The organism is Flavobacterium sp. CLA17, assembly GCF_013112255.2.
Lineage (GTDB): Bacteria > Bacteroidota > Bacteroidia > Flavobacteriales > Flavobacteriaceae > Flavobacterium > Flavobacterium circumlabens.
On record NZ_CP068294.1, the window covers coordinates 4,677,900 to 4,697,034 of the forward strand.

The 19,135-nt window shown below is 33.2% G+C and carries 23 protein-coding genes and 2 tRNA genes; 7 read left to right on the forward strand and 18 right to left on the reverse strand.

The genetic code is table 11. The annotated features are described in order from the left end of the window. Nucleotides 1–30: 30 nt before the first annotated feature. Nucleotides 31–1,890, forward strand: a complete 1,860-nt coding sequence (locus HAV12_RS19175; RefSeq protein ID WP_171571049.1) for a hypothetical protein — start codon at nt 31–33, stop codon at nt 1,888–1,890. Nucleotides 1,891–1,968: 78 nt separating this feature from the next. On the opposite strand, the gene der is transcribed toward HAV12_RS19175, so the two are convergent. Then, complete coding sequence (gene der / locus HAV12_RS19180; protein WP_132038131.1) at nt 1,969–3,279, reverse strand: ribosome biogenesis GTPase Der; 1,311 nt, start codon at nt 3,277–3,279, stop codon at nt 1,969–1,971. A 421-nt stretch (nt 3,280–3,700) separates the two neighbouring features. Next, on the reverse strand, nt 3,701–4,582 hold the full coding sequence (gene era, locus HAV12_RS19185) for a GTPase Era (protein WP_171571050.1): 882 nt from the start codon (nt 4,580–4,582) through the stop codon (nt 3,701–3,703). Nucleotides 4,583–4,730: 148 nt separating this feature from the next. Here era and HAV12_RS19190 point away from each other — a divergent pair. The 3 genes from HAV12_RS19190 (at nt 4,731) to HAV12_RS19200 (ending at nt 5,863) form a co-directional block, all read left to right on the forward strand. Beyond that, a tRNA-Met gene (locus tag HAV12_RS19190) sits at nt 4,731–4,803 on the forward strand. Between the two features lie 58 nt (nt 4,804–4,861). After that, nucleotides 4,862–5,101 (forward strand): GIY-YIG nuclease family protein, encoded by a 240-nt coding sequence (locus tag HAV12_RS19195; protein WP_171571051.1) that lies wholly within the window; start codon nt 4,862–4,864, stop codon nt 5,099–5,101. Nucleotides 5,102–5,458: 357 nt separating this feature from the next. Next, the gene (locus HAV12_RS19200) at nt 5,459–5,863 is read left to right on the forward strand and encodes a helix-turn-helix transcriptional regulator (protein ID WP_171571052.1); all 405 of its coding nucleotides are present in this window, start codon (nt 5,459–5,461) and stop codon (nt 5,861–5,863) included. A 95-nt stretch (nt 5,864–5,958) separates the two neighbouring features. Here the strand turns inward: HAV12_RS19200 and HAV12_RS19205 are convergent, their stop codons facing one another. Continuing rightward, entirely contained in the window at nt 5,959–6,606 is a 648-nt protein-coding gene (locus HAV12_RS19205; protein WP_197984819.1) for a hypothetical protein, read from the reverse strand. 368 nt (nt 6,607–6,974) lie between these two features. Here HAV12_RS19205 and HAV12_RS19210 point away from each other — a divergent pair. Further along, nucleotides 6,975–7,046: transfer RNA gene (locus HAV12_RS19210), tRNA-Glu, on the forward strand. 103 nt (nt 7,047–7,149) lie between these two features. Here the strand turns inward: HAV12_RS19210 and HAV12_RS19215 are convergent. Together HAV12_RS19215 and HAV12_RS19220 are read right to left on the reverse strand one after the other, a co-directional pair. Beyond that, nucleotides 7,150–7,869, reverse strand: coding sequence for a polysaccharide deacetylase family protein (locus tag HAV12_RS19215; RefSeq protein ID WP_171571053.1), 720 nt, complete (start codon nt 7,867–7,869; stop codon nt 7,150–7,152). A gap of 39 nt (nt 7,870–7,908) precedes the next feature. After that, entirely contained in the window at nt 7,909–8,658 is a 750-nt protein-coding gene (locus tag HAV12_RS19220) for a glycosyltransferase family 2 protein (RefSeq protein ID WP_171571054.1), read from the reverse strand. A gap of 582 nt (nt 8,659–9,240) precedes the next feature. On the opposite strand from HAV12_RS19220, the gene HAV12_RS19225 reads away from it, so the two are divergent. Beyond that, a complete protein-coding gene (locus HAV12_RS19225) occupies nt 9,241–10,335 on the forward strand; it encodes an exopolyphosphatase (RefSeq protein WP_171571055.1) in 1,095 nt (364 codons plus the stop codon). Nucleotides 10,336–10,442: 107 nt separating this feature from the next. On the opposite strand, the gene HAV12_RS19230 is transcribed toward HAV12_RS19225, so the two are convergent. Beyond that, nucleotides 10,443–10,808 carry a hypothetical protein gene (locus HAV12_RS19230; protein ID WP_240345193.1) on the reverse strand — a complete coding sequence of 122 codons (366 nt, stop codon included), beginning with the start codon at nt 10,806–10,808 and terminating at the stop codon, nt 10,443–10,445. A gap of 77 nt (nt 10,809–10,885) precedes the next feature. Here HAV12_RS19230 and HAV12_RS19235 point away from each other — a divergent pair, with 77 nt between their 5' ends. Further along, nucleotides 10,886–11,098 carry a helix-turn-helix domain-containing protein gene (locus tag HAV12_RS19235; protein ID WP_171571057.1) on the forward strand — a complete coding sequence of 71 codons (213 nt, stop codon included), beginning with the start codon at nt 10,886–10,888 and terminating at the stop codon, nt 11,096–11,098. 21 nt (nt 11,099–11,119) lie between these two features. Here the strand turns inward: HAV12_RS19235 and HAV12_RS19240 are convergent, their stop codons facing one another. The 12 genes from HAV12_RS19240 to HAV12_RS19295 all read right to left on the reverse strand — a co-directional run bounded on the left by HAV12_RS19240 (nt 11,120) and on the right by HAV12_RS19295 (nt 19,009). Next, on the reverse strand, nt 11,120–12,586 hold the full coding sequence (locus HAV12_RS19240) for a glycoside hydrolase family 130 protein (RefSeq protein WP_171571058.1): 1,467 nt from the start codon (nt 12,584–12,586) through the stop codon (nt 11,120–11,122). A 265-nt stretch (nt 12,587–12,851) separates the two neighbouring features. Next, nucleotides 12,852–13,232 (reverse strand): hypothetical protein, encoded by a 381-nt coding sequence (locus tag HAV12_RS19245; RefSeq protein ID WP_171571059.1) that lies wholly within the window; start codon nt 13,230–13,232, stop codon nt 12,852–12,854. 57 nt (nt 13,233–13,289) lie between these two features. Continuing rightward, nucleotides 13,290–13,580, reverse strand: coding sequence for a hypothetical protein (locus HAV12_RS19250; RefSeq protein WP_171571060.1), 291 nt, complete (start codon nt 13,578–13,580; stop codon nt 13,290–13,292). A 783-nt stretch (nt 13,581–14,363) separates the two neighbouring features. Next, complete coding sequence (locus HAV12_RS19255) at nt 14,364–14,975, reverse strand: hypothetical protein (protein ID WP_171571061.1); 612 nt, start codon at nt 14,973–14,975, stop codon at nt 14,364–14,366. Between the two features lie 15 nt (nt 14,976–14,990). Then, entirely contained in the window at nt 14,991–15,140 is a 150-nt protein-coding gene (locus HAV12_RS19260; protein WP_171571062.1) for a hypothetical protein, read from the reverse strand. Nucleotides 15,141–15,179: 39 nt separating this feature from the next. Beyond that, nucleotides 15,180–16,124, reverse strand: a complete 945-nt coding sequence (locus HAV12_RS19265) for an RHS repeat domain-containing protein (protein ID WP_240345194.1) — start codon at nt 16,122–16,124, stop codon at nt 15,180–15,182. A gap of 35 nt (nt 16,125–16,159) precedes the next feature. After that, nucleotides 16,160–16,522: a hypothetical protein gene (locus tag HAV12_RS19270; protein WP_205423335.1), complete on the reverse strand. Its 363-nt coding sequence runs from the start codon at nt 16,520–16,522 to the stop codon at nt 16,160–16,162. Beyond that, the gene (locus tag HAV12_RS19275; RefSeq protein ID WP_171571064.1) at nt 16,515–16,889 is read right to left on the reverse strand and encodes a hypothetical protein; all 375 of its coding nucleotides are present in this window, start codon (nt 16,887–16,889) and stop codon (nt 16,515–16,517) included. The genes HAV12_RS19270 and HAV12_RS19275 overlap by 8 nt, the downstream gene beginning before the upstream one ends. Nucleotides 16,890–16,892: 3 nt before the next feature. Next, complete coding sequence (locus HAV12_RS22960; RefSeq protein WP_171571065.1) at nt 16,893–17,813, reverse strand: RHS repeat domain-containing protein; 921 nt, start codon at nt 17,811–17,813, stop codon at nt 16,893–16,895. A 254-nt stretch (nt 17,814–18,067) separates the two neighbouring features. Further along, the gene (locus HAV12_RS19285) at nt 18,068–18,283 is read right to left on the reverse strand and encodes a hypothetical protein (protein WP_171571066.1); all 216 of its coding nucleotides are present in this window, start codon (nt 18,281–18,283) and stop codon (nt 18,068–18,070) included. Between the two features lie 64 nt (nt 18,284–18,347). Beyond that, the gene (locus HAV12_RS19290; protein ID WP_171571067.1) at nt 18,348–18,806 is read right to left on the reverse strand and encodes a hypothetical protein; all 459 of its coding nucleotides are present in this window, start codon (nt 18,804–18,806) and stop codon (nt 18,348–18,350) included. Between the two features lie 5 nt (nt 18,807–18,811). Further along, nucleotides 18,812–19,009 (reverse strand): hypothetical protein, encoded by a 198-nt coding sequence (locus tag HAV12_RS19295; protein ID WP_171571068.1) that lies wholly within the window; start codon nt 19,007–19,009, stop codon nt 18,812–18,814. Nucleotides 19,010–19,135 lie beyond the last annotated feature (126 nt).

Genomic DNA, 19,135 nt, shown 5'->3' on the forward strand with positions numbered 1-19,135 from the left:
TTAGAGTAGGCAATTTAAAAACAAATAATTATGAACACTATTTTTAAAGGTTCCTTAAGGGGATATGTTTGCGAAGACTGTCGCGAATTTATATCAAATGTTGACGTTTTATTATACTTGCCGTATAAAGAAAGACGTTTACCAGATTCACCTGCTAATGCAAAAGACGCATTTCATGTAGTTACCAAAGAAGAAGCAGAACAAAGAAAAGGACTACTTATAGACAAAAAAACAACGGATATAAATGGAGATTTTGAGTTTGAAATTAACGAAAGATACCTTAATTCGGATTTCGATATTGACTTTGTCTGTGGTTCCGTTCCGCCAAAACATCCCAAACCAAAAAGAGAGGAACTGGTACAATTTCATATCACCACTTTATCGATGGAAGCAGAGCTTGAAAAACAAGCACAAGACCAAAATTCCAGATGGAATTATACCATCGCTCATAAATGGTGGTGCTACATTAGAGGTCACTTCTTTGATGCGTGGGTTATTTGCGGCCATTTGATGAACTGCAAAACAAATAAACCTATCGCCAATGCAACAGTTACGGCAATGGATGCGGATTTCCTGACCGATGATACTTTAGGAGCTGCAACAACCGATGCTAACGGACATTTTAGAATTGATTATTCGGCTGCAGATTTTAAAAAGACCTTTTTATCTCCGTGGATCAATGTAGAAACCGATCCCAATTTTCTTTCCTTCGAAAGTGGTCCGGATGTTTACTTCAAAGCCGAATTGGCCGGAACTAAATTAATTGACGAAACCAAAGCAGATGCACGCAAAAATGTGGGCTACTGCCTATGTGTCAATTTATGTTCAGAAATAGGGGTGACTCGTCCCGAAGAAACTTTTCCCAGTGCGTGGTCAGGAATTGGAAATGCGTTCAGTTCTTCTTACGGAACAGGTATTCATGATTTTGATGTTAATGGTTTTGCCGGTTCAGGTAAGAACGTTTTATTTTCAACAATACGTTTAACGGGACAGGCAGCTTTAAAATCAGCATCTGGTTATCCAATCGAATATCGTTTTAGAGTTAGCCATACAACCGATTTAAATACTGCGGCCAGCCTTCCCGAAGCAAATTTTACTAAAACTGTTGGCGTTACCCCTGGTTTGTTTGTTAAAAGCACTGTTTCTAAATTAAGCCGTATCGTTCCTGCTCCTCTTCTTAATGAAATTTTTGTGGAAAGCGATCAAAGTGATTTTGATGCTGAAGGCTGGTTTGATGTCAATCATGCCATTGAGAGAACCTTAATTAGCGTTGGTTTAACGCCCGCAGATTTAGCGCTGTACAATGTTATAGAAGAAGACACACTAATTTCATTGGATACCACTACGTTAACGACGGAGCCAAATGTTCCGAATATTTTTAATGCAGGGCAAATTGTTCCTGATGCAAACAAAATTGATATGGAAAAAATTGCCATACGATTTGAAATCCGTGAGGTAATAAACAAAGCCGCTAATGATTTTGGAGTGATTGGAGGCGATGGAAAAACGCTGAATTCTATTGTAATTAATAATAATCCGATATACAAAAAGCTAGCTATTAAAGAACTGGAAGACAGTACACTTTGCAGTCCGATTACCGGAATTATACATCTGAAATATACCTTATACCATCCCTATTTATCGACCTGCTCTTTAACAATAAAAAAGAATAGCGATACTGACGAAACCTATATCAATGATGGTGTAATTGATAATCCTGTCCTAGTGGATCAAAGAACCAATGCCAGTTCTGAAATTAACAATCCGCCGACTATGGCACGCTGTACTTACATCGTAAGGCTTTATTCCTCTACCAGAAAACACAATGGTGATTATGGTGATTCTGATGGCAGCTGGCCGGAAGAGCAATTATTCTTTTATAATGGTTAACTGATACGAATGACCTAAAACAAAAAGCAACATTTTCAAATTTGAAAATGTTGCTTTTTATCTTTCTGAAAGAGAATTTTATTTCTCTCTGATATAAATATCAATTGGCACTCCTGAAAAGTCCCAATTTTCTCTAATCTTATTTTCAAGATATCTCTTATATGGTTCCTTAACGTACTGTGGCATATTGGCAAAAAACACAAACTGAGGAGTCAATGTTGGCAACTGCATACAATATTTAATTTTCACGTACTTTCCTTTTGTTGCCGGCGGCGGATAAGCTTCAATCACCTTCAGCATAAATTCGTTGAATTTAGAAGTTGGGATTCTTTGTTTTCTGCTTTCAAAAACCTGAACCGTAGCTTCCAGTGCTTTCAATAAACGCTGTTTCGTCAAAGCCGAAACGAACAAAATCGGCACATCTGTAAAAGGCATTAATTCTTTTTTGATTTTCTCTTCGTAATCACGAGTTGACATGGTATCTTTTTCTACTAAGTCCCATTTGTTTACTAAGATCACAACACCTTTACGGTTTTTCTCTGCCAGCCAGAAAATACTTTGATCCTGACCTTCAAATCCACGGGTTGCATCGATAACCAATATACAAATATCTGCATGCTCAATCGCACGAACCGAACGCATTACAGAATAAAATTCTAAATCTTCCTTCACCTTCGCTTTACGACGGATTCCCGCAGTATCCACTAAGTTAAACTCAAAACCAAAACGATCAAATTTGGTATCAATTGCGTCACGTGTAGTTCCTGCAATATCGGTTACCATAAAACGTTCTTTACCAATTAATGCATTGATAAAACTTGATTTCCCTGCATTTGGACGTCCCACAACAGCAAAACGAGGTAAAACCACTTCTTCCTGAACAGGTTCCGGTTTTACCGGGAAAGATTCAATTAGAGCATCTAATAAATCTCCGGTTCCGCTTCCTGAAATACTGGCAAAAGTAAAATAGTCTCCTAAGCCAAGATTGTAAAACTCCAATGCGTCTTTCTCACGCATCGCATTATCTACCTTGTTCACAGCCAATAAAACTGGTTTCGTCACCTTACGCAACAAGCGTGCAACTACATCATCCATTGGTGTAATCCCTTCCTCAACATCTACCACAAAAATGATAACATCAGCTTCATCAATAGCAAGCTCCACTTGTTTACGGATTTCACCTTCAAATACGTCATCACTTCCGCGAACATATCCGCCGGTATCAATTACAGAAAACTCTTTTCCGTTCCACTCGCTTTTACCGTAGTTTCTGTCTCTGGTAACTCCTGAAACTGAATCTACAATAGCTTCTCTTCTTTGTATCAGCCTATTAAAAAGGGTTGATTTCCCTACATTAGGTCTTCCTACTATCGCAACAATGTTATTCATTTTTTTGAATTTTAGATTTTGGATTTTAGATTTTAGATTTTTAGTTCCCTAAAATTCTATCACTTATAAATCCAAAATGCTGTATTTTAATTTTTTGCAAAGGTAGGTAAAAAAGTGGCTAAGTCGCTAAGTTTCTAAGTACCTAAGTTTTTTATTCTTTTTCCTGTTATATTAAGGAGTGTTTTCAGGAGCTATTTCCTGCTATCCGTTTCAATCTTTTGTTGCGCTAAAGCTTCACAAAAGGATTTCCACTTCTATCAGGGCTAGGGATTCAGTTTTCAGTTTTAAGTCTCAGTTAAAACAAACGCCTGAAATTTCAAAACCTAAAATAATCTGAATATCCGTTTTTATAATTTCAAATCTGAAACCATTATCAATTCCAATTCAAAACTGAGACTGAACACTGCGACTGAAAACGCTCTTATTGGTTATACCCAAATCGTTTCAGCATGTTCGCGTTGCTTCTCCAGTTTTTATTAACTTTTACAACCAGTTCAATGTGGATTTGTTTTCCGAAGAATTTTTCCAGATCGGCACGGGCTTCGGTACCTACTTTTTTCAAAGCAGCGCCTTTATGACCAATGATGATTCCTTTTTGGGTTTCGCGTTCTACCATAATGATTGAACGGATTCTGATGATATTTTCGTCTTCAAAGAATTCTTCCGTTACAATTTCAACTGCATATGGAATCTCTTTACTGTAATTCAATAAGATTTTCTCGCGGATAGTTTCGTTTACGAAAAAACGTTCCGGTTTGTCTGTTAACTGATCTTTTGGATAATAGGCCGGTGATTCCGGTAACAATTCGATGATTCGTCCGAAAACTTCCGGCACATTAAAATTCTGCAAGGCTGAAATTGGAAAAATCTCTGCGTTTGGTACTTTAGCTGTCCAAAAAGCTACCTGCTCTTCCAGTTGTTCCTGATTGGAGTTGTCAATTTTATTCAACAATAATAAAACCGGGATTTTAGCGTGAATGATTTTATAAAAGAAAGCTTCGTCTTTTAAGTCCTGCTCCCCTATCTCTACCATGTAAACCAGAATATCCGCATCTTCAAAAGCCGACTTCACGAAGTTCATCATCGATTCCTGCATTTCATAAGCCGGTTTGATGATCCCTGGAGTATCCGATAATATAAGTTGAAAATCCTCGCCATTTACGATTCCAAGAATACGATGGCGTGTTGTTTGTGCTTTTGATGTAATGATTGATAATCTTTCTCCAACAAAGGCGTTCATCAATGTTGATTTTCCAACGTTTGGATTTCCTATGATGTTTACAAAACCTGCTTTATGTGACATTTGCGTAATATTTATTTTTACTCCGTACAATTCGACCTACGGTCTAGGGTGCAAAGGTAATCATATCAACTCAATACAGAAAATAAAACATTTTTTAAAGTTTTCGTTGTTTTTCTCAGAAATCGGCGTATCTTTGCACCCGAAACATCGCGGGATAGAGCAGTAGGCAGCTCGTCGGGCTCATAACCCGAAGGTCACAGGTTCGAGTCCTGTTCCCGCTACTAAGAAAAACACCACTCCATAAAAGTGGTGTTTTTTCGTTTACAACACTTTGTATTTATGGAAGAATTTGTGGTTTACATTCTTTATTCTGAAAAATTTAATAAAAGTTATACTGGTTATACTTCTAATTTAATTGAAAGATTTAAATCTCACAATTTTCTTGAAACAAAAGGATATACTTTAAAATTTAGACCCTGGACTGTTATTCATGTTGAATTTTTCAAATTTAAAGCTGAAGCTTTGAAAAAAGAAAAATATTTAAAAACAGGAGCTGGAAGGAATTTACTAAACAACTAATTCAAAAATCATAGCTCATCGGTCTCTTATCCGCCGCAGCGGACACAGGTTCGAGTCCTGTTCCCGCTACTAAGACAAAAAGCTTCAGAGAAATCTGGAGTTTTTTTTGTTTAATACTATTTGACACCGTTTCATTGTGTTCACGATCGGGACGCACTTTCCAGCCGGGGAAATTATATTTTTGAAATGTTGTGATTTATTCATACTTTACGTTAAACTTGCTGGTAAAGTCCTGACACTAAAATAGGTGTAATATCTGATAAAAAGGATGTTTTACCGGATATTTTTTTATCTTTGAAACTCACAATTTTAACCCAAATGGTTTTATCTTTGAGCCTTTAGAAAATGGATACTATTATGGAACAGAAAATACATCAGGGAAGAAACGTTAAGCGTTTCAGGGAAATGCTTGGCATCAAGCAGGAATCATTGGCTTTTGATCTGGGAAATGACTGGAATCAAAAGAAAATTTCTATGCTGGAGCAAAAAGATGTAATTGAAGACGATATACTTAATCAAATCTCGGAGGCATTAAAAATTCCCGTGGAAGCTTTTCAGAATTTTGATGAGGAACAAGCAGTAAATTTAATTTCGTGTAATTTCTCGGATAATGCAATGTTCAATAATAGAATTGAAGTTTTTAATAACAATCCGATTGAGGAGATCAAAAAACTTCACGAAGAAAAAATTGCTTTGTTTGAGCGTATGCTGAAAGAAAAAGATGAAATGATGGCAAGGCTTGAAAAATTGATTACTAAATAATCATTGATATAAGATATATTAATTTCATAAAGAGACTTTAAAGTCTCTTTATTGTTTTGCAACCACTTCATTTTACCTCCTAGAATTACCGTTGTTTATATTCTTTCTCCTTCCGATCTAATTTGTGTAAAGTCTTCATATTTGGTAAAATACTCTAGTCCTAAAACTAATAGTATCGCACTTGCATTATATACTTTCTGCATTATGACTGCCAAATCCAAATAACCAAACCCAAACAGGAAAAAGAAACAGTAAAAAGTCAATAAGCAAATAATACAGCAAAATTTAAGCAAATGAAGTTTTGACTTGAGGATAAATACAGTGATAATAAATAAACCAAACAAGGTTAAAATAATCGATATTGCTCCCAGGTCATGCAAGGGGGTTGCAATTAAGAAAATAAATAATATATTGGTCACGCCTATAAATTTTAAAATATTGGCCCATTGTCCTGAAGGTATTTTTTTTGACATATTGATGAAAAAAATTCCATATCCAACCGAGTAGAATGCCATTCCGACAATTGCCCAAATCCTGCCAGGGTTTTCTGAACCATTTATCGCCTTTGTTGCAAACAAATTGCTTAGGAAATTTTTTGACCACTGAAACCCTATAGAATTTTTGTCAAGCAATGAGCCACCCGGATAAAATAAGGTTGCTACTACTATCAAAATCACGGAAATTGCCAAGCATATTAAAACCGAATATTTCTTAATCATTTGCTTAATTCTTAAAATTTCCATTTTTCGACTAAGTGACTTGTTAGTTAGTTTGCAATGACCGCTAACATTCTTGTACTAAAGCGGGTTTGGGACTAAATTAAGCTCTATTTTCGGATTTGCCAAATCATTCCAAATACAAAATCCGATATGCGAAGTCTCCTGACTTCTTACCCTCTCCAATATTCTATTTTGATTGTTACTAATTTTTTCAGACTTCTCCTTGTCGATTGTCTTTATTGGTGAGAAGTCAGGAGACATTCGCCAGCTTTCCATAAGAATGTTTAGCGAAGCTAGTGACAACAATATTTTCAGAATCATTAAAAAAAAGTAAAATATTTTTTTGTGTATTTTAAAAATAGTTGCATTTTTGCACCCGCATTAGAAAAACAGGCCCGTTCGTCTATCGGTTAGGACGCATGGTTTTCATCCATGTAAGAGCGGTTCGATTCCGCTACGGGCTACTAAGACAAAGCTTCAGAGAAATCTGGAGCTTTTTTTTTAAATGTAAATTGTCGCGCCTGTATTCTGTTCCGGCACGTCATTGAATCCTATGTTTGAAAATAATTAAAAAAGCCCCAATTTGCCTAATTTTATTTTTAATCTAAAAGTAACCAAGTTATCCTGGCCTTTAATATCAATTCTTTTGATTTCGTAGTGATCTTTAAACGGAAAACTATTTGGACGATTCCCTATTCTTAAGCCAAATTTTATATTGTTCTTAGCCAATATTTGTTTAAAATGTGCATTCTCATTACCCTTTCTAGGATAATTGCCATGTGGGTAAGCCAGAACCGGATATACTTTTAAGTCATTATTGATAATCACTTCTTCACATTTCAGAAAATCGCTTTCTATTTCTAAAGTCGATAATGAACTGTATTTTTTATGCTCATAGGAATGATAACCTAACTCTATTCTATCGCTGTCTAATCCTTTTAACTGCTCGATTGTCATGATTTTATTTTTGAAAATCCCTGCGTTATTTATCCATAAATCTGTTTTTCCGATATAAAAAAAAGGGATAAAAAAACTAGCCTTTAAGTTGTATTTTTCTAATAGCGGAACAGCATAAATAAGTTGATTTTCAGTAACATCATCGAACGTGATTACAATGCTTTTTTTGGGAATAGCTTTCATTTTCTCCAATTCTTCAAAATGAAATGTTTGGAAATTATTGTTTTTTAAATACTGAAACTGCTGCTCTAATTTTTGCAAAGGAACGGTCAATTTATTGCTTTCAGTTTCACTAATGTTATGGTACATTAAAATGGGAAGTAGGGACATTATTATTATTTAATTTATGAGACAAAATCTTAAAACGCACTACTTGTTTTGTTTTTGAATTTTCAAAAGTTTTAAGTATTTCATATAAGAAAAGAAACTCTGAATCATGGCAAATGTTAGCCCATTGATGCCATTAAAAACACCTTTCTTAAAAAAATAGCAGCGAACAAAAGCAACCGTTCCGTTAAGAAGGGGCTTGTAAAATTTTATTCTTTTACCCTGATCGAAAAGCTGTTGCGCCTGCCAGGTAGAATATTGATTCTTTTTTATGATAATCTGACTAAGAGAATCCCAAGCGTAATGCAGAATATGTACCGGCACCTTTTTAACTCTATGGGCCACCACCCTTTGATGAACAATTGAATTGGATGGATGTGCTGTCTTTTTATTAAATAGCCGAACGGTGTGATCGGGATACCAGCCTGAGAAATCGATCAGTTCATCCGCTAAAAAGTTTTTTATTCTAAAGCTAAAAGCGTCATAATTGCCTTCTAAATATTTTTCCGCAAAAATAAAGTCTTCCGCATCCTTATCTAAAAATTCATCAGCATCTAGATTAAGAATCCATTCATTTTTACAATAAGGCAACCCATAATAACGTTGAGGGCCATCTCCTAAAAAAGATTGTTTAATAACAGTCGCTCCTTTTTCTTCGGCTATTTCAACTGTTTTATCTGTACTGAAGGCATCAATTACAATTATTTCATCACAAACTCTCAATAAGGCATCAATACATTTTCCAATATTTTTTTCTTCATTCAAAGTAATTACCAAACCACTAATTTTCATGTCTCCTACTTTTACAATCAATAACCAATTCTTCTACTGACCACCTTTTAAGGTGATTGTTTTTACTATTGTAGATAGTAAATCTGCACTATGTAAAACCGAAAAGATAGTTTCAAAGTTATGGGCAGTAAGGAGCGTCCATTTTATAATTGTAATACTTGGAGGCGTTTATGAAATAATCGGAATGTTTGTAGCTAAAAAAGGTAAAACTGATCAGATCAATTGTTTTGCTACTGCGCTTTTGTTTTATAATCCTTTTCAGGAGAATAACCAATAGTTGCTCTCCACAACAGTTGTGTGAAACTTAATTTTTATTTTCATTTTCACACAATAAAAAAGGCTTTATTAAATCTTTACAGCAAAAGGAAGTGAGCTAATTTTCGCACGTTATGAACTCCGAAAAACTATCCCAATAATTAAATATTATATTTTCCGATAACTGCGGTTATGTTCGTAAATGTTTTTATAAATTTGCAATCTCGTATCGAAAGCCACTATTTTGAATTCAAAATTATGCCTTTCACATCATTAGCTTAAAATCTTTATTAAAAACAAATTATATTATAATCATAATTAAATCCAATGTTTAAGAACAACAAACCCCAACTTCTGCTTTTTATTTTTTTAAGTTTATTTTTTTCCATTCAATCATTTTCTCAAAAAAATCTGTATGCCGGAATTGAAATCGGGCGCAGAGCCATAAAAACTTCGGTTCTGGATGTAAGTAATATCAGAAAAGCAGATTATAAAATTCTCTACTTCTCGAATGAAAGAATTAGTCTTGTCGACCACGTTACGGCTCAGGGCGAGTTTCCTGTAGACGATATCAACAAAATTACTGCGATAATTGTTGAGCAGATCAACAAAATAAGAACCGAATTTAAAGTTCCGGAAGCCCATATATTTATAGTTGCTGCTCCCGCTTTTTCTTCTGCCCGAAACATTGACGTTCTAAAAAATAAAATTACGACCCTTACCAACAAAGATCTAGAGGTACTTAATGTTAACGAAGAACCCAAAACGCTTGTTAAGGGTGCTATTCCACCTGTTGATTATGCTAACGCTTTCCTGCTTGATATTGGTGCACAAACTACTAAAGGCGGTTACATTGATGAACTTGAGGACGACAAATTAGAGTTTATTCCTTTGGAACTTGATTTCGGTACCATGACACTTACCGATGCCGTAAAAAAAACAGTAGCAAATCCAAACCAGGCGAATGATATGGCAACCTACCAGGAAAAGTCTTTTGATTTTAACCCGGTATTGCGTAAGAAGATAAAAGTAATGCTGGATGCCAATCCTCTTTTATTAAAAAAAGAAAAAATGTATTTATCCGGTGGAGCTGTATGGGCGTTTGCAACGCTGTATTATAATGAAAACGTTAAAGAACATTATATCTCTTTAAGCCTTGAAGATGTTATCAATTACGATGCAATATTAAAGAATAATTTTGTCAAATATACGAACCTGGCTAAAACCAATAAGGAAGCAGCCAGAGTTTTGAGTACTTATGACCAGCAATATCTTATTTCAGCCAATAACATACTTTTGAGCTGTCTGGAAAGCATTCCAAATTTAGACACAAAGAAAATATATTTTGTAAAGGAAGGGCAAACCATCTGGCTGATCTCTTACATTGCAGACCGTTCTAAAAAAGTAAATACTAAGTTTTAAATTATATTTTTACATTTTTATAAAATCAAAAGGCTCCATATTTCTCTGGAGCCTTTTGATTTTATAGTTTTTTTCAAACTGAGCGAAATCGAAAAGTCCTCACATCATCAAACGTTGTGAAAATCTTCAATGCGTATTTGATTAATTTCACTTAATAGCTCAAATTCATCCAAAGGGAACATCTCGAGTACCATTTCTAAAATGATCGCTACATCAATAGCTTGATTTTGATTTATGTCAGAAATTTTATGCTCCTCTTGATTCAGTGCCAATACACACATTTTTAACATATTGGTAATGGCACAGCCCAGCTCATAATAATTCAGCATTTTAATTTGAGCCTTATAAGCTACGGATTTATCATTAACCGATTTTAAAGTGTTGAAATGCGAAGCAATTAATTTTCTAAGATTCTCTAATTTTTTAATTTCATTTGTTTCCATGATTGTATATTTATTTTTTTTCCATTTCATATTTTAGTTATCATAAAAGATAACCAGTTTGAGCAAATATATAACAAAATTTGGATTATCATAAAAGATAATTCAAATTGGAACAAACTATACAACAAAAAGTCGGAAAGAGAATTCAGGAAATAAGAACAAAGAAGAATATTTCACAACAGGATTTGGCCTCAAAATGCAATTTTGAGAAAAGCAATATGTCCAGACTCGAAAACGGAAATGCCAATGCAACACTTTCAACTCTCGAAAAAGTCTGCAATGCATTGGAAATAGATTATATCGAATTATTTACGTTTTAAAGTCTGAACAACCGGATTTTCTTATTTACTGCTCTTCAGCGCCTCTAATAATTCCACCATATCAACAGTAGCGTAAGTAGACGAATAATCGGATACCGCGTAAGGTAAGATAAGGCTGTTGTTGTGAATCATGGCTCCACAGGAATAGACCACATTAGGCACATATCCTTCGCGTTCGTCTTCTAAAGGCGAAAGTAAAGGTTCTGAAAGTCTTCCTATTTCTTTAGACGGATCATCAAGATCAAATAAAGAAGCCCCTATACAATAACGTCTCATTGTACCTACACCGTGGGTAATTACAAGCCAGCCTTCCGGTGTCCAAAGCGGTGAGCCACAATTTCCTATTTGTGTCAGTTCCCATGAAAAACGGGGTTCCTGAAGAAGAACAGGGTCATTCCATTGTGTGGCTCTGTCCGAATACATAATGTAATTGTTTACTCCATCAATTCGGGCAAGCATGGCGTATTTGCCTTTTATTTTTCTGGGAAACAGGGCCAGGTTTTTATTTTGGGCACCTGCTCCATGCAGCGGCATTACCCTGAAGCTGTAAAAATCTTCGGTAGAAATCAGTTTAGGCAGTATGGTATGTCCGTTATAAGCGGTGTAAGTTGCCATAATTCGAACGGAATCGTCATCGTCTACAAAGCGCACAAAACGGGCATCTTCTATACCGCGGCTTTCCGATTCGGATATTGGAAATATAACGCGTTCTGTAATATCAGAATCGTGCGTAAATTGTAAATCATAAAATGAATTGGCCAACCAGAGTATTTCCTGCAGTGCCATTTTTCTTTCTTCCCTGATTAAGGGATCACCCAGGGAGGTGTTCAGACTATTTTTGAGGATCGCAAACTCGAATTCATCCGGCAGATCCTGCATAATCTGAGTTATATATTTGTCCTCGGTATGCATTTCTGCCAACTTGGTTAAAAATCGTTCCTTGTTGAATAAAGTCTTGTGTTCGATCTCCGCTTTATCAATCTGATTCCCAATTTTCATTATCGTCAGATTGTTATCCTTATCCAGAATTCCTCTTCTGAAAACAATAGAGGAAATATGACCTTCACCCGTAGCCCTAAAAGAAATGACTACCCGTTTTTCGCCTGCTCCCAAACCAGTCTGGTCAAAATCTTCTACAATCGAAGGATTAAAAATAGCGGCCGATTCTATGGCATATTCCATGGTACAGAAAGAACCTATTAGCATTTTTCGATTGAGGGATATTCCTTCATAATCTATTTGCATGTCTTCGATTACAGGTCTTATTTTTTCGCAATGTTTAAAAAAAACGGCTGAAATATTTCGATGGCGTCTGGCAAACTCACGAAGCGTCTGCTCTAAAGTTTGCAGTACTTGTTTTTCATCGAGCAGCATTATACGAATTACCATTTGCTTGGTCCGTTCGTTACCATTCATAAAATATCGGGCAACAACTCTTCTGGAATCTGGTGTAAATTTTACATTTTTTCGTATTACTGATACTCGCATAATTTGTTTTTTATTTTTAATAATAAGGAACGGCAATTATCTAAAACAAGGAATTCATTTCTATTGCTATAACAAGTTAATAATTTTGTTAATTAAAAAGCTTAATTTTTTATTAAAAATTCTTTTTAGCGTTTTTAATTTTCATCAGATTGAGACCGACAGCTTCCTCAAAGAAATTGGAGTTCTGAGTTTTCGCGGCAAAATTCAATAAAAAAGGCACAGTATTAAACTGTACCTTTATTTGGCATTATTATTTCTAATCCGATTATTGCAAATCGATAATTATCAAATTAGGTTTTGTGTTAGAATATTTAATCCAGATGGAATCACCTATTTTCAAACTATTATTTCTTACAGCTTCAGACTCTTTGTATGTTTTATCCCCAACTTTGTATGCAACAGTAAGAGTCCATGTTTTATACGTTGATTTATTTGTAATCTTAGCTTTAACATAGGAGTAATCTGATTCTATAAATTTTACTTCTTTTTTATTTGACTTCCAACTATATTCTAAGAATAAAGCAAAAGCTCCAAACAAAATAATAAATGCAATCAGCAATTTTAATACTCCCCTGGTTGTCCATTCTACTTTTACCGGTTTTAATTTTAAAGTTGCTTTAGCTGCTTCGTTTTTTTTCTTTTTCATAAATCATTTGTCCTTACTATTTTTGTGAACACCGTTTTCAAAATTGGTATTACTTTTTCATTTGATTTCAATAGTATAATTTTTAATGACATAAGTATCAAAAATAGATTTGCTATATACGATATGCAATGTATATTTATCGATTATTTCTTTTCTGGTTAGGTGACTGGTATTATTATAGTGTACACTGTATCTTTTATCTTTAAAATAAAAATAAAGTAAATCTGTTCTTCCTGAAACAAAATTGTCTATTGGTACTTTTGTTTCTTCAGTTATTATTTCTTCTGCACTTTTTACGGTATAGTAGTTAATCGCTAATTTCAGCAGGATAAATATAAAAAATGCCAAAATCAGAATTCCTAACAGATCAATTATGGTATTGCTTTTATTCTTTGCCTTTCCGTTAATTGTATCTGCAAAGAAAAATTAATACGATACCGAACGACAGCACAAAAACCGATACATTTAGAGTCAATGGAACATTTAATATCATTCTGTCTTCTTTTAAAAACAGCACTAATAAAAGTGCCATGATTATAAAAATCCACTTTTTTGCAAATATCTTTTCTATCATTGTGTAGGGTTTCTTTCTTTACTTACTTTTTTAGCCACGCAGCCCGTGATTATCTTTTCAGCGATTTTAGTTTTTAACACCAAATGGTCTTCCCCCGCAAACTTAAAAAACAAAAGGCACAGAATTATACCGTCCCTTTGTTTTTAACATTAATTATCTTGATTTAAAATACTTGATTCTGAACTATAAAATGATCCTTACAACTATTCTTTTTTCTGTTTGGCTCTGTTAATACTTGGAAAAGATTCCAAATATTCGACCTTAATTTTATCCCCTATCTTATAGCCTCTTTTTTTAGAATCCCCATCATATAGTTTTCCATTTGCAGAAAATTCATATGAGTAGGTAAACATTTGTGTTATTACTCTCTTTCCAAGAATATTCTTTTCATTAATAATTGTTGCTTCTTTTTCAACAGCATAATTATCTAATAAAGAATTATAAATTGGCCACCTTACTATACTAAAAGCAAATACAAGATTGGACTTAAGGCAATTAACAGGTATATTCTTTTTTTTAATTTTTGGAGCATCTTGTGTTTATTTCCGAAGCAGTTATTATTCTATATTCTTGTATAGTTTTTCACTTTTTTTTATAAAAAATTGGCCGTTTAAATTGTAATCATAGGTTGAAACAAAAATCTTATCTCTAACATTAATAAAAATATTCATTGTCTTATTATTAGAAAAAACTAAACTATCAGAAAGATATAAAGAAACCGTGTTGTTTTTTTTATTAAGAAATAGTACTTTTTGGTTACCTGGATAAGAATTATATTTAATACTAGAATCTTCAAAAACAGCTAAATTAATTCCGTCTGGAATTAATTTAATTTTAGTTTCTTTAAATCTAGAAGTGCATTCTAAATCATTTAAATCATATTCTTTCTTTAATACTTCATGATATATTGTACTACTAGCATTTTTTGTTGAATATTTATATACTGAAAAAAAATTCTTTTCTCCTGAAAAAAAATTTTGTGTTGAATCAGGATATAGAGAACGTAAAACACTATCCGTTACGTTTCTTAGCAAGAAATGCTCATTATTTGTCTTTTCCACAGACATATATTTATTTTTATTATGTGTAGAAGTTTTTTTTTCTTGAAAAAAATTACACCCACAAATAATCAATGCAATTAACAGTACATTAAATTTTATATTAACCATAATTTTACTATTTATTTATTTAGCTTCATCAACCATTTTTATGACATCTTCTTTATAATCTTCTTTTCTTTTCGAACCATTATAATCTCTAATAGCATTTTCCCACTGTTCTCCTCCAAACCATTTCTTTGTTTGAGTAAGTCCTCCATTATCAGGATCCCTCAAACCTTTTTGAAATAAGATACCAATACCTGCTTTGATACTTTATGCAGGTGTTGCTCCACCTCCTTTTGTTAAGCCAAATTGTTTTTTATCTGAATTCCAATCATTACTTGTTGAACTATAATAGACATTTGATTGCATTATGTCTTGAGTTGGATCATTACTACCGCCACTTTTTCCACTTCCCATAACCGTTTCTTCCATTATTATTGCCTTTACAATTGTTGGATCTAAATCTGGAACCTTACTTGATGCATCTGACAACATTTTTCCTCCGGTTGTAGGTACAATATCCATTTCTTTATTTTGATTGAAAATATAGGTAAGTGCTGCTATCATGTAATCGTATTTCTGATATTTCGAACCTGTCGTATTTTTAGTATTACCATTACCATCTGTATAAGTCTGTATTGTTTTAGGCATTGGTACTTGAACAAAAGTGCCAAATGGCGATGTTCCTGGGTAAATTGAGCCTTTATTACTCGAAACATATGTTTCAAATACTTTATCATTCTTGATACGATTAATTTCGGCGCCCTGAGAAGTAAAGAAAACTATGTCTTCACCATTTGGATCAATTGCATTAATAGGATTATTTGCGACAAAAACATAAGATCCCATATCTGGATATTTCTCCATTTTAGGATCAACCGTTAGCCATAATGATGTTTTCATATCCAAATACCTAGCTCCATAATAACTTAGGTTGGTCTCACGATCTAATTCCTTTCCATTAAATAAATAAGGGCTAGAAAAACTAGAACTATGTTCCTCAAACAAAACTTCTCCAAAAGCAATATACTCCACATGCTGTGAAACAGAACCATTTTTAGTGGTAATATACGAAGTACTTCCCAAATGATCCGGATGAAAATAAAAAATATCATTCTCAGACAGACCAGTTCCCGTAGCTTCTACATTTTTTTGTTTTTTACATAAAAAAACCTCGTTTACGCGAGGTTTTTTACTTTTATTATCGTCACACACACGAAGGATTCACGGGGGAGCGGACGTCTGAAAAATTATCTATTTTTTTTAAATACAATTAAATTAAAAGCCACAATTAAAATTATAATACCACATATATATTTTTCCTGTTTTTTTGAATTATTAGGATAAAAAAAAGTATCGTACTTGTCACTATAAATTAATTCTATTTTGGAATTAATATTTAATTTATTGCCCTGAGCTTCGATAATGTACTCTTTTTTATTGTAAACAATAATATAATTTACGCCTCTCCCTGGGGAATATTTATTTTTCACAATATAAGTATTACTTTCTCTACTAACTATCTCTTTTACTTCTTGATAGTAATAAAAAGAATAAATTAGTGATACTAGAAAAACCATATTTAATATAAAAATTATCTTTTTATTAATCATCTTTTGTCGTATAATTCCCTGAACTTTCTCCAGTTGCATTTTTAATTATTTCTTGTGTCTTCTGTTTAGCTCCTTCAACAAATTTCTCAGCCTGTGCTTCTGATAATTGTCTTCCATACTTAGAATTATTCCCGCGCATTTTTACCACTGGTTTTAATTTTGCAATTCTTTCGGCAGCTTTATTTATACGTTTAGTATATTTTCTAGGTAGTGGAATACTACCAATACCTACTTCAACCAAAGCTCCTTTTATTGCTTTCTTAATGCTTTTTACAGTTATCTTTTCATCATTAAAATAATCTTTTGCAACGTTTTCTATTGTTTCTGCGACAAGATCAATTACTTTTTCAATCCCAAATTCTATCACTTTTCAAGCTCTTGGATCTGAAACTAGTTTAGCAATTTTATCATATCCCCCAGTTATAGAACCGGTAATTCCACCTATTGAAGCAGCGACAACAACATTTGAAATATCAATTTTACTCATAGAACTTTCGATACTATACTTATTAACAAACATATTGTAGCCAACTTGTGCTACAATTTCAGATAATGCACCTACTACAAATCCTGTTAAAGCTCCTGAAATAGCTTGTTTCCCATTTGGATCAACTAGAACAATTGGATTCTGATAACAATATCCGTATGCATTTAAATTTTTAGCATTATAAACCCCTCCGTTATGATCACCATCAAAATAAAATTCATCTTCTTTTGCTGGATTATATAATGCTAATGGATCCACATTCAACCAAAGACTAGTTTTCATATCTAAATACCTAGCTCCATAATAACTCAAATTTGTCTCTCTATCCAACTCCTTACCATTAAACAAGTATGGACTAGAAAAAGAACTGGAATGTTCTTCAAACAATACCTCCCCAAAGGCAATATATTCTACATGCTGGCTTATACTCCCATTTTTCGCTGTAATATATGAAGTACTTCCCAAATGATCAGGGTGAAAGTAAAAAATATCATTCTCCGGCAAACCAATCCCTGTAAATCCTTCTCCGGGTTTTACTGTCGTAGGTTCTATTGGCGGACCAAATTGTACGGGCGGTCCCGGAACATCGCCCGGAGCGTTAAAAATAGGATTTCTCGGCCAGCCTTCCGGTGGTTCCTGATTTTCTTCCACAGGTTTTAAAACTTCACTTGGGTATGGATCACCTGTAAATTCCGGTGTCGCGTAGATACCCTGTTGCGTAGGTGGTCCCGGAGGAACTCCTAAACTTTTTACGTATGTATCTAATGCTTTTTGTTGTTCTGCTGTTAGCTTGGTATAATTCACTCCTCCAGCTGTAATACCTAAAGGATAAGTGCAATGCTTTTATTTCGTATTTTCATTTTTAAACATAAAAAACTTCGCATTTCTGCGAAGTTTAATTTTTCTATTCTTTGTCGATTTTCTTTGACGGTTCGAAGTCGGGAGACTTCGAACAGCTGGGATTTTTTATTTTTATTCGATTTCTCTTTGTCGATGAGCTTTACAGGCATGGAAAGAATTTCCGCGCTATCGTTGCATATATTAATAGAAGTCGAGTTTTATAATAAGTTAAACTTTTTATGTAATTGCAAAGTTTCTCCATCATTATATTTTAAAAAATATGTTATTTCATTAATTTCATTTTGAATATATATGTACTTAATCTCTAAAGTACCATCATTAAATTTAATAATTTCACTTTCTATAAACCCATCTTTGTTTAAGACATATTGAAAATAACTTATAATAGAATTTTGAGGTATAAATCTCTCCATTGTAGATGGATTAAATGTAATGTTGAGTTTTATTCTTTTTGATTTAAATATTGTTTCACTATTTTTATCTACTTTTTTGAAAATCTTGTATGTTGCTTATTAAATTTTGAAGGTCACTTACCTCATTAACAATCATAAAAGGTTTATCAATTTTAATAGATTTCTCAATTAAAAATTTATTATACAATTCAATGTCTATATAGTAATTGGATAACCAATCATCTTTTGATTTATTAGATCCTAAAAATACAAAATCAATTTTATCATCTTTATACTCAAAATTAATTTCATTTTCTAATTCACCATTATTAAGATATTCACTAATTTTCATTAATCTACCTGAATTATTAAATTCATAATCAGCTCTCTTTTTACTATCTTCAATTAATTCAATGATTGAATAGTCCGTTTTATTTTTTATAACAGATTTTTTATTTTGAACTACAGAGATTTCATTTTTGACCGTATTATTACAACTTCCAACTGTTAGTAACAATATAAATAGAAATTTTGAGATTTGCATTTTTATTATTTTTTAAAATTATCTAAAAAACCAGGTTCAACTGGACGATTTGGAATACTCCAAGGATAAGCTTTAATTACATCTTTCCCTTTTAATGTTTGCCAAAAAATAGTTTTATTATAAACAGCTGTAGATTTAAGATTGATTCTACCAGCCTGATAATATTTATTGTATTTAGTATCTGAATAAGGAGTAAAACTCATTTGAGGAACTCTGCATTCACTAGCAAGATGCTCGCGCTAAATGAATTATCTTTTTCAAGTAAATATAAAACGAGCATGCTTTCAAAATAATGCGGTTATAATTTGCTTTTTGGAATTTCTAAAACA